The 3,683-nt window shown below is 32.4% G+C and carries 4 protein-coding genes; all 4 read left to right on the top strand.

Annotated features, from left to right (window positions below; all coding sequences use genetic code 11):
* The first annotated feature begins 22 nt into the window (after window positions 1–22).
* Genes ACOX6R_RS07585 through ACOX6R_RS07570 form a run of 4 tightly spaced genes read left to right on the top strand, consistent with a single transcriptional unit; the run spans window position 23 to window position 3,663 of the window.
* Window positions 23–868 (top strand): DUF6282 family protein, encoded by an 846-nt coding sequence (locus ACOX6R_RS07585; RefSeq protein ID WP_433448876.1) that lies wholly within the window; start codon window positions 23–25, stop codon window positions 866–868.
* Window positions 869–894: 26 nt separating this feature from the next.
* On the top strand, window positions 895–1,887 hold the full coding sequence (locus ACOX6R_RS07580) for a TRAP transporter substrate-binding protein (RefSeq protein WP_433448875.1): 993 nt from the start codon (window positions 895–897) through the stop codon (window positions 1,885–1,887).
* A 10-nt stretch (window positions 1,888–1,897) separates the two neighbouring features.
* Window positions 1,898–2,374 (top strand): TRAP transporter small permease, encoded by a 477-nt coding sequence (locus ACOX6R_RS07575; protein ID WP_433448873.1) that lies wholly within the window; start codon window positions 1,898–1,900, stop codon window positions 2,372–2,374.
* Between the two features lie 5 nt (window positions 2,375–2,379).
* On the top strand, window positions 2,380–3,663 hold the full coding sequence (locus ACOX6R_RS07570; protein ID WP_433448872.1) for a TRAP transporter large permease: 1,284 nt from the start codon (window positions 2,380–2,382) through the stop codon (window positions 3,661–3,663).
* Window positions 3,664–3,683: the final 20 nt, after the last annotated feature.

Here is a 3,683-nt window from a genome sequence, read left to right as displayed (position 1 = left end):
ATAAAAGGGGGATGTAAGAACAATGAAAGATTACATAAAACGACTACTTAAAGATTCGTATGATCTACATGTTCATAGCAAACCATCTCATTTTAAAAGATTGATTGATGACATAGATTTAATTAGCATAGCAAGTGAATATCATATGGGCGGAGTAATGATAAAGAATCATTATGAATCCACAGCAGGTCGAGCAAATTTGATAAATGAACATTTTGATTTTGAAACTATCGCTTATGGTGGGATTGTACTTAATCAAACTGTTGGTGGTTTTAATCCCTATGCTGTTGAATCTACATTAAGGTTAGGTGGAAAGATGGTTTGGATGCCTACTAGGGATGCAAAAAATTCATTGAAATTCGGAAATATGGAAGGAGATTTTTTTAAAAGAAAAGGTTTATCTATTCTCAATGATAATGGAAAGATGAAAAGTGAGATTTTTGAAATATTTGATATTTGTAAAAAATATAATGCATGTCTTGCTACTGGTCATCTAGATATTAATGAGAGTCTAATTTTATGCAGAGAAGCAATTAAAAATAATGTAAAAATTATTTTAACTCATCCTGATTGGGTTAGAACAAAGATAGATGTCGAAGAGCAAATAAAATTAGCTAAATCTGGTGTATTTTTGGAAAAAGTTTGGGCTAATTTAGACGATGGTGACTGTAACATAGAGGAATTTTTAGGAACCATGAAAAGGCTTAATTTTGAAAATATATTTATTAGCACGGACCGAGGTATCGTTAATAAAGATAGTCCATTAGACTCTATGATTAAAGTTATAGAATTTTTGCTTAATAATGGTGTGAATGAAACTGACATAGAAAAAATGATAAAAACTACACCAAAATTTTTGGTGAGTTAATTATGAGAATTTGAAAGGAGAGTTTTATGAAAAAAATTTGGTACTTACTGTTAATAGTAATAGTAATGATTACTGGATGTAGTAAGAAAGATGAAAGTAGTCAGAAAGTTTTCCAAATAGGTTTTACCACAGCAGCTCAGGAGACAGACCCATATTATATTTATGCAAAAACTTTTGCGGATTTGGTTGGTGAAGAGACTCAAGGGAAAATAAAAATTGATCTAAAAGGTTCCGGACAGTTAGGGCAAGAAGGTGAAATGTTTACAGGATTACAAATTGGAACGACTGATATGGCTATAATGACAAATGCTTACATAAGTGGATATATACCAGAAGCGGGACTTTTTGACTTACCTTTTATTTTTAAAGATTCCTCAGAAGCTAAGAAAGTGTTGGATGGTAAACTCGGACAAGAAATACTAGATATATATAAGGATTATGGAATAGAGGCTCTTTCTTACGGTGAAGGTGGATTTAGGCATTTGATAACTCTAAATGATGAGGTTAGAAAAGTTGAAGATTTTAAAGGTTTAAAAATAAGGTCTATGGAGACTGAGACATATTTAGAAACCTATAAAAGACTTGGAACAAACGCCGTTCCAATGGCGTGGTCAGAAACCATAACAGGATTGCAACAAGGTACTATAGACGGATTAGATGTTCCAACAAGTGTGGCATATTCAAATGGATTTGCAGAAGTAGCACACTGTTTTAATAAAACAGGACACTTTTACTCACCTTTAATCCTTTGTGTTTCGAAATCTATATTTGATGACTTAGATCCTAATGAGCAAAAAATACTGGAAGAATGTGCTATAAAGGCTGGAGAACAGACTAGAATCAGTAATGAAGAAAATGAAGAAAGAATGTTAAAAGAAATGGAAGAAAAAGGCATGGATATTGTAACAGATGTAGATATAGATTCATTTCAAAATGCATTTAAAGATTTCTATGATATGAGGGCGGAAAAAATTGGTGAAAAATATGTTAAAGAACTAAAAGAAATATTGGGATTATAGAGGTGAGATAATGAAGAAAATAAATAATATTATAACTAAGATACTCTATGGATTGATAATAATTAATTTTAGTATTCTCATAATTGCTTGCGTTTTACAAGTTTTTACTAGGTTTGTTCTAAATAGTTCCCTATCTTGGACTGAAGAATTGGCTAGATATACGTTTATATGGTCAAATATGCTAGGAGCAGTCCTTTGTACTAAAAATAAGTCTAACGCAAAGGTAACTGTAATAACTGATAATATTTCCGAAAGTAAGCAGATAGTATTAAGCAGAATATGTGATGTTATAAGCATTATTATTGGGATAATAATTGCAATTTATGGGGCGAGGGTTGCTATGGCTGTCAAAACACAATTAACCCCAGCGCTTAGAATTAGTAACTTTTTTGTTTTTGCATCTGCACCAGTTTTTGGTATTTTGCTTGTATTTTATTCTATATATGATATTTACGAAGATTACTTAAATAAACGTGAAAGGAGTTAAGAAATATGTTGGGGATTGTTTTTGTAATTATGTTCGTGCTAATCTTAATTGGACTGCCTGTTTATTTGTCAATACTTGGTTCTGGAATGGCATTTCTTTTAATGACAGGGATGAAACCATTATTATTAGTTCCGCAAAGATTCGTGACAGGCTTAGACTCTTTTCCACTACTAGCGATTCCATTATTTGTCTTTGTAGGAGAAATAATGGACAAGGGAGGAATCTCTAAAAAAATGATTAATTGGGCAGATAGCTTGATAGGCTGGATGCCTGGAGGTTTAGGGATAGTAACTATAGTATCTTGTGCTATATTTGCTGCCTTGACAGGGTCGGGGCCAGCAACTGTTGCTGCTATTGGAAGCATAATGATTCCTTCATTAGTAGAAAATGGTTACGATAAAAAAACAGCTGCTGGTATGGCTGCAGCAGGTGGAGCTTTAGGTCCTATAATACCGCCGAGTATACCGATGATTATATATGGTGTTACTATGGGTCTATCCATACCAAAAATGTTTATTGCGGGTATTTTCCCAGGATTATTCATGATGTTATTACTTATTTGTGTTAACTTAGTTATAATTAAGAAGAACCCAAATAATAAGCAAGAGAATAAAAGTAAGTTTTCTTTTAAAAGATTAATGAAGAGTACATGGGAAGCACTTGGAGCACTATGCTTACCAATTATAATTTTAGGAGGCATATATGCGGGGATCTTTACTCCCACCGAAGCAGCTGCTGTTGGTGTAGCGTATGCTTTAATACTTAGTATTTTTATTTATAAAGAGATGAAAATAAAAGAAATTCCACAAGCCTTACTTAATTCAATGGAGACAGCGGCTATGGTAGGAATTATCATGGGAGCAGCAAATCTATTATCTTGGATTATGTCAGTAACAAATGTTGGAGAACTAATCAACAACACATTAGGAGGATTATTGACAACAAAAGTTTCATATCTATTAGTGTTAATGTTGATACTATTTTTCGTTGGAGCTTTAATGGACACAGTTGCAGCAATTATAATATTAGCACCTGTATTGGTTCCATTAGGTATAGAATTAGGGTTAGATCCATTGCATTTAGGAATGGTTTTCGTAATAAATTTAGTTATTGGGTATGTAACTCCTCCTTTTGGATACAATTTATTTACTGCTAGCTCTATAACAGGATTGAGCTTTAATGAAATTGTTAAAGGTGTAGTTCCATTTTTAGTTATTGAACTAGTTGCTGTATTGATTCTAGCTTTTGTTCCACAAATTATAACGTTTTTGCCAAATTTAATAAGCTAGAGAATAAGATATATAAAATT

This window comes from Peptoniphilus sp. (assembly GCF_050943655.1).
Classification (GTDB): Bacteria; Bacillota; Clostridia; order Tissierellales; family Peptoniphilaceae; genus Peptoniphilus_A.
The sequence above is the reverse complement of the archived record's forward strand: the minus strand, read 5'-3'. Positions and strand labels throughout refer to the sequence as shown.